The following is a 6,976-nucleotide window of genomic DNA, read 5'->3' on the forward strand; positions in this document are numbered from 1 at the left end:
AGAGTGAGAAAAATGGGTTATAAGTACCTCGTAGATCTAGATATTGAAGTAGACCCGGATATGTCGGTAAAGAAGGCACATTCTCTTGCAAAAAAAGTCGAGGCCTCTATAAAAGAAGATCACAAAAATGTCTACGATGTCCATGTCCATGTAGAACCCTCTGGCAATGTCGAAGACGAGAACTTCGGGATCGACTCCTCTAAGGAATTTAATGAAAGCCTGAATAACAAAGACAAGAAATCGGAATAGCCAGATATAGGCAGAAACCTTTAACTCATCATTTTTAGAGAAATTCGTGATTGTAATCAAATCTGTACTATAATTGTTTTGAAAAAGCTCTTCGTCAGGTCATCAATCAACTATCAATACTCGGTACCTCATCCAATATTCGGGGGTGAAATTGTGAATCTCAAAGGCTCAGAGACTGTTGAAAACCTTATGAAGGCATTTGCCGGTGAATCACAGGCTAGAAACAGGTACACTTTCTATGCATCTGTGGCGAAGAAAGAAGGCTTTGAACAGATATCGGCAATCTTCAAGGAAACCGCCGACAACGAGAAGGAACATGCGGAAGTCTTTTTCAAACACATTATTGACGGTATGAAAGATGAATTACCCGTTATGGTACATGTCGATGCCGACTATCCAGTGGATCTACGAGGAACAAGAGAAAACCTAAAGGCGGCCGCTGCTGGAGAAAACGAGGAATGGACCAAACTCTACCCGACCTTCGCTGATGTCGCAGAAAAGGAAGGCTTCTTGGATGTCGCTAATAGCTTCAGACAAATAGCAAAAGTAGAGAGCAGACACGAGGCCCGTTATCTAAAACTGCTGGAAAACGTCGAAACCGGTAAGGTATTCAAAAGAGAAGAAAAAGTCCTTTGGAAGTGCGGAAATTGCGGCTACATTCTCGAAGCTAAGGAAGCTCCGGAGCAGTGTCCGGCTTGTAAACACCCAAAGGCTTACTTCGAACTTTTCGTTGAGAACTACTAGATCTAAATCCTTAAGCTAGTGAGGTCCGGTTCTGCCGGACCCTTTTCATCTAGTCATTGAGATCGGTCAATGACAAGAACCCTTCCCGAAACAGACTGAATTCACGGTCTTCAAGACTTTCTAGATCCGAGTTTTTCACGAGAAATTCAAGGAAGTTCAGTATGCTTTCACAGGAAACATCGTTGTAGTTTCTTCCTTCAACTCCAACGTTACGACTTGAGAGAATCTCCTTTGTTAAGCTGTAGAGAGAATAAAGATCAAGCCTCTCCAGTTCAAGATAACGTGCAAGGTCTTCTAGCAGTCGTACCCATGTTTCAACAGGATTGAAGATACCAAAGTGATCCTGAAGAACCGGCATGAGCTGGCCGTAATAGAAATGGTGAGTAGATTCGCTCTGCCACGGTTCAACTGCAAAGATCGCCCTGGCCTCCTCTTTCTTCTTCTTAGAAAGAGAAAACAGAGCCCGTGCAATTGTATCGTGACTGGCAAAGACGAAGTACTCCTCGCCGTTCAAATATCCCAAGTCATCTAGACAATTAAGATATCCTTCTCTCATGAAGTTTCTAGCTATTTCAGGGTCGAAATCGAGAACGTCTCCATAGAACTCGCGGGGCTTGATAACCAGATACTTTACTTCCTCCAATCTCTTAAGCGAAGTGAGGGTAAGCACATCCCTTATTCTCTTGGGACCGAGATCCACAATGATAATCTCTTTGAAGCCTCTGCTAAGAGCCATGTTTACAGGGATATTCCTGTATATTCCTCCATCGATGAATTTCTCTGAACCGATCTCTTCTCTCTTGAAGACCGGATGATTTGCGCTGGCAAGTATATAATCTTCTAACTTTCCTTCTGGAATATCGTCTAGGAATAGCTCCTTGGGTTCCATATTGCTAAGAGAATAGGTGACGATTCCAACATCGATTTTCGCCTTTCGTACTAATTCTTCTTTAAGAAGTCGACCAAAGTTCTCTCTCAGAGGTGCAGGATCGAAACCACGGCTCTTCAAGGCAGCGAGGGCTTTTTCGATTAGGTTTCCGTCGGGGCCGTTTTTCACAACTTTGTCAAAATCGATTTTCAGCCACAGTTGCCTTGCATCTTCGAAATTGTCCATGGCTACTGCCATGGAATTTATCGCGCCAACGGAGGTTCCGTAAACTCCCCCAATTTCGATCCCACAGTCTTTCAAGGCCTTCCATACTCCGATCTGATAAGCGCCACGCGCTCCTCCCCCCGAAAGAACGAGCCCTATTTTTTCTTCGAACTTAACCCTTTTACTCATCGGTATTAGCAGGTCCGACAGATTCAACTTTGCCATTTTCGTCACCTCACTACAATTCTATATTAGACTAAACGGTAATTCCAGAGATTAGTCTCCCTTAAACACACTTCGGATATAATGCCTAAGGAAGGTGTTCATGAATCTTTGAGAAACGGCTTTGTCAATATGGCGACCAAACAGGAAGAGGTTGTTGCATAAGAAAGATACCGGGCCTGTCATGTAGAATTTGCTTCGGAGAAACTGTCGACACTGCCTCTTATGGCGTTACGAACCTCAGCAATCCACTGAAAGTGAATGAGGACAATTTCTTCCAGATTAGCTCTATAACAAAGACGTTCGTCGCTCTGGCAGTAATGAGATTGGCAGACCGCGGCAGAGTTGATCTTGAAAGACCATTACTTGATTACTTACCGAACTTCAAGCTCTCGGACGGAGAGACCGAGAAGAGATTGACAATGAAACATCTTCTTATTCAATTATCGGGAAAAGGAGATTACTTCAAGGATTTCCGTTTTGGCAAAAATGTTATGGGAAACATGGTTAAGATCACATTGACACTTCCACAGATCAATCCCCCCGGAAATGATTATTTCGTACTGCAATTCCGGTTTCATGTCGCAAGCAGAGTCATCGAAGCGATTACCGGAAAGCCCTTCGAAGAAGCCATCAATGAATTGGTTTCAAAACCTCTCGATCTCGATAAGATCCGTTTCTCTCCCGAATAGATCATTACCGAACGGTTTGCCGCCGGCCATCATGTCGAGAAGGAGAAGATATCCGTTGACAACCTTGGCATATAAAGAGAGCTATGCATCCGGCAGGTGGAATCGTTACCAACGCCGAGAATTTGCTTAAGTATTCTGCATTTTACTTTGCTGAATCGTCCCCCATAAGACTGGAATCATAAGTCAAGACTCATTTGAGGCCTTGACCACGGGAAGAATCGATGCTTCTCCGGCCTCCAGAGTTGCTCTAGGATGGTTCGTCAAGGAGATTGAAGGCGTCAAAGTCCTGCAGCATGGGTGCCGGGTCAACGGTCAGATTTCCTTGCTGGCAGTACTTCTCGATCTAAACCTTTCGGCTGTCCTTACCAATAGCAATGATGGCAGCAAAGCAACTTCCATCTTCACCAGAATGGTGATCGAAAAACTTCTGGGACTAAGCCCAATCATTTTGGTTTCAGCCAGCGATGAACTTGAGAGCAGAAAAGATCGTTGGGAAGTATTTGGGAGAAGTCCGACCTGGATATCTTCAAAAAAGACTGCAAACTGTTCATAAGAAGATACTTTGCGAGGATTCTCAGAAGAAGACTTGTAACCGGTCTCACCATTTCTTCCTCAAGAGATGTCAATATCGGAGGAAGGATTACTGTTCAGCCAGAGCGAACCTGATCTGTCAAGCGCGGGAGAGTTCAAACCCGATCGTACAGGTGAAGTTGCAGAGCTTAGAATACGGCTTCGCATGTACAAAAAGGCAATGAGTCAATAAAGTCTCTGAATTCTATGGACATTCTTGCAACCTCTTCCTCTGATAAAATAATAGTGCGGTCAAGTCTTTTTTACACGATAAAATGATTGGAGGGTTATTATGAGCCAGCTCGTTGTTATGGGAAACACAAGTCTCAAAGGCGAGATAAAGGCAAGCGGCTCCAAGAATTCAGTTTTGCCTATTCTGGCAGCGACTGTCATGATCGAAGAACCGGTAGTGATAAAAAATGTCCCTGAACTGCGCGATGTTCAAACAATGATTTCCATACTTCAGCAGATTGGAAAGACAGTCTCTTTCGAAAATGAGACGGTAACGGTAATGCCAGGGGAAATACTAGTGGGAAACGTCCCGTATGAGCTTGTAAAGAAAATGAGGGCCTCATTCAACATAATTGGCCCTCTTGCAATGATTTGCGGGTGGGCAAAGGTAGGAAAACCCGGTGGCTGCAACATCGGTCAGCGTCCCGTCGACTTTCATCTGAAGGGTCTCGAGGCCTTTGGTTTCAGAATAACGGAGGAACATGGAGACGTCATGGCTGTCATTCCCAACAGTTTTGAAAAAGAGATTGTCTATGCGCTCCCCTTTCCCAGTGTTGGTGCAACCGAGCAGCTCATGACCACGGCGGCTCTAATGGAGGGAAGCAAGATAACGATTGAGAATGCAGCCCGCGAGCCTGAAATATCGGATCTCCAGAACTTCCTTAATGCGTGTGGCGCACAGATTGCCGGTGCCTCGACACCTACCATAAAGATTACCGGAGTTAGAAATCTCCATGGATCGGAATACTCGGTTATTCCCGACAGAATTGAAACGGGCACTTATCTCCTTGGAACAATAGCCACCAAAGGCGACGTGAAGATTCACGGAACAAGGTCGGACCACCTGATTTCTCTCCTGAGTATTCTTGAGGAGATGGGAGCAGGTATAGAGAAAGGCCAAGACTATTTACACGCCTTCTGGAAGGGACCGCTGAAGCCGGTAAGAATATCGTCGGAACCATACCCTGGATTTCCTACTGACCTCCAGCCGATAATAACTGCCGTGCTAGCAACGGTGGAAGGCACATCCGTTATAGAAGAGAACGTCTTTGAAAACAGATTTGGATACGTAGATGAACTAAATCGAATGGGAGCAAGAATCAAAGTATCGAGTAGCCACGCTAACATATGCGGCGTCGATAAACTCAGCGGAGCAGAGGTCGTGGCCCCTGACATAAGAGCCGGCGCTGCACTTGTGATAGCAGGACTGGCGGCCGATGGAGAAACAATAATTAACAACGTTACCCATCTCTTCAGAGGGTATGAGAGGTTTCAGGAGAAATTGAGAACACTGGGAGCGAAGATAACCTTCTATCCCGACGAAGAATGAATGGAAACGTGGTTCGGGGTCAGAGGTTGGGGCTAGGAAGAGCAAAGGATCAGTTCCAAGTTGCAAGCTGTGAGTTGTAAGCAAGAAAAACAAAAAAACAGGTTAGGGTTGGTGGTTGGGAGGTCTGAAGAGAAAGAAAACTTGTTCTCCGTTGAGCGGTTCACCGTTTTCCGAGAAGAGCCGTTAACCGCTTTTTAAGATACGCTGAACGCTTTAAAGCGCAGAGGATAAGTTGCATGAATAAAAGCAGACGAGGTTCAAAGTTGGTGGTAGGAGGTCGGAAGACCAAGAGAACTATGTGTCGTTGAGCGGTATTCGCCGGCGAAAAGGAACTGGATGCTGAAACAAGTTCAGATGACGAGAAGGGCAGGGTATCGATTACAGGGTATGGGGTCTCGTGAAGAGAACCGGCTCATCAATTCAGGAATCCAGGGTTTTGCTGTAACTGAGAAAGTTATTCCGGCATCGGCTCTCGGCAGGAAGCCCCTCACTCTGTCATCCCGAACTTGTTTCGGAATCTGGTTTTGATCTTCTCGGAGGACGGTGAACCGTTGACGGACAACGTGTTTTTCACCAGCGTACAGCGGTTTTTAGAAGCGCAATGCTGAAACAAGTTCAGATTACGGAATGTAAGACTCTCAGGACTATGTTAGATTGGTTGTGCGTTATGGGTTGATGGTTAGGCGAACTTGCCCGAAGTGTTCCTTTTCTCTTCCATAGTCCAAACGCAATCCCAGTTACCATAGACTCGAATTTGCGTGACTAATCTCAGCTGACGGTCTTACGTCAACTCTCAAGAGTGAAGAAAAGGAATGGATTAAATGGATTCAAACGCAGAAAGACTTGTCAAAGTGCAAAAAGCAATAGAAAACACTCGTGAAAGGCTGCACTCGTGTGACCTGTGCCCCAAGAAGTGTCGTATAAACAGGTTCGAGGTCCCTGGTTTCTGCATGCAAAAAATCGAACCAAGAGTCTCGGCGACTGTTCTCCACTTCGGGGAAGAACCGCCTTTGGTGAAGGAAGGCGGTGCAGGTGCGATCTTTTTCAGTGGCTGTTCAATGAGCTGTCTCTACTGTCAAAACTTCGCCTTCAGTCAGAAGAATTCAGGCAAGGTCTTTTCTTTTGAAGAGCTATCACGACACTTTATGAAGATTCAGGAGGAAGGGGCCGCTTGCATCGATCTCGTCACTCCAACTCCAAATCTGTATGGCTTTCTCAAAGCTTACGAACTTGCTCTTAAGGAGGGCTTTTCCCTTCCGGTAGTGTTTAACACAAGCGGCTATGAAGAAGTGAGTACACTGCGGCTTCTCGATGGAATCGCGGACATATACCTCACAGACATAAGATACACCGACGATGAGGTTGGAAAGAAATACTCCCTTGTTCCCGATTACTGGACTGTCACAAAGAAGGCAGTTAAGGAGATGTTCAGGCAAACGGGCTCTTTCAGAGAAGAAAACATGCGGGGAGTTATCGTCAGACATCTTGTTCTACCTGAAGGAATAGCAGGCACTGAAGAAATGGCGGAGTTTGTTGCTTTTGAATTATCTTCGTCCGTTCCCATATCGCTTATGTCACAGTATCGACCTGTTTACAGGGCGAGAGAATACTATGAGCTATCGAGAAGAATTTCGGAAGAAGAGTACGATCACGCACTGAACGTGATAGATGCGTTTGGCCTCACCGGTTGGATGCAGCACTTCGAGTCGAATGAAGGCTACAGGGCGAAACCTCTGAGGTGGGACTAGATGATTTTCACAATCTCTTTCTTTTTGTGGATCACTTTTTTTGGCAGATTCACTCTGGCCTCAGTAGTTTCGGGACTGTTAGTTTCCGTTCTTCCTC

Annotated in this window: 7 protein-coding genes; 6 read left to right on the forward strand and 1 reads right to left on the reverse strand. The window is 45.5% G+C overall.

The genetic code is table 11. From position 1 onward, the window contains the following. Both BG32_RS03685 and rbr read left to right on the forward strand, forming a co-directional pair. On the forward strand, nucleotides 1-249 hold a 249-nt coding region (locus tag BG32_RS03685; protein WP_310793866.1), incomplete at its 5' end, for a cation transporter dimerization domain-containing protein. Between the two features lie 153 nt (nucleotides 250-402). Continuing rightward, nucleotides 403-993: a rubrerythrin gene (gene rbr, locus BG32_RS03690; protein WP_006489955.1), complete on the forward strand. Its 591-nt coding sequence runs from the start codon at nucleotides 403-405 to the stop codon at nucleotides 991-993. 49 nt (nucleotides 994-1,042) lie between these two features. Here rbr and BG32_RS03695 read toward each other — a convergent pair whose 3' ends face one another. Further along, nucleotides 1,043-2,311, reverse strand: a complete 1,269-nt coding sequence (locus BG32_RS03695; RefSeq protein WP_006489953.1) for a patatin-like phospholipase family protein — start codon at nucleotides 2,309-2,311, stop codon at nucleotides 1,043-1,045. Nucleotides 2,312-2,499: 188 nt separating this feature from the next. Here BG32_RS03695 and BG32_RS03700 point away from each other — a divergent pair, with 188 nt between their 5' ends. The 4 genes from BG32_RS03700 (at nucleotide 2,500) to BG32_RS03715 (ending at nucleotide 6,879) form a co-directional block, all read left to right on the forward strand. Then, complete coding sequence (locus tag BG32_RS03700; protein ID WP_259459487.1) at nucleotides 2,500-3,000, forward strand: serine hydrolase; 501 nt, start codon at nucleotides 2,500-2,502, stop codon at nucleotides 2,998-3,000. A 202-nt stretch (nucleotides 3,001-3,202) separates the two neighbouring features. Continuing rightward, complete coding sequence (locus BG32_RS03705; RefSeq protein ID WP_006489949.1) at nucleotides 3,203-3,553, forward strand: hypothetical protein; 351 nt, start codon at nucleotides 3,203-3,205, stop codon at nucleotides 3,551-3,553. Nucleotides 3,554-3,862: 309 nt separating this feature from the next. Beyond that, nucleotides 3,863-5,131: a UDP-N-acetylglucosamine 1-carboxyvinyltransferase gene (murA, locus tag BG32_RS03710; protein WP_006489945.1), complete on the forward strand. Its 1,269-nt coding sequence runs from the start codon at nucleotides 3,863-3,865 to the stop codon at nucleotides 5,129-5,131. A gap of 950 nt (nucleotides 5,132-6,081) precedes the next feature. Continuing rightward, nucleotides 6,082-6,879 carry a radical SAM protein gene (locus BG32_RS03715; protein WP_259459486.1) on the forward strand — a complete coding sequence of 266 codons (798 nt, stop codon included), beginning with the start codon at nucleotides 6,082-6,084 and terminating at the stop codon, nucleotides 6,877-6,879. Nucleotides 6,880-6,976 lie beyond the last annotated feature (97 nt).

The organism is Mesotoga sp. HF07.pep.5.2.highcov (genome assembly GCF_003666285.1).
Classification (GTDB): Bacteria; Thermotogota; Thermotogae; order Petrotogales; family Kosmotogaceae; genus Mesotoga; species Mesotoga prima.

What these genes read in the sequence shown, in the direction of transcription:
- BG32_RS03695 (WP_006489953.1), bottom strand. Translation starts at nt 2,311, where the DNA reads ATGGCAAAGTTGAATCTGTCGGACCTGCTAATACCGATGAGTAAAAGG.
- murA (WP_006489945.1), top strand. Translation starts at nt 3,863, where the DNA reads ATGAGCCAGCTCGTTGTTATGGGAAACACAAGTCTCAAAGGCGAGATA.
- BG32_RS03715 (WP_259459486.1), top strand. Translation starts at nt 6,082, where the DNA reads ATGCAAAAAATCGAACCAAGAGTCTCGGCGACTGTTCTCCACTTCGGG.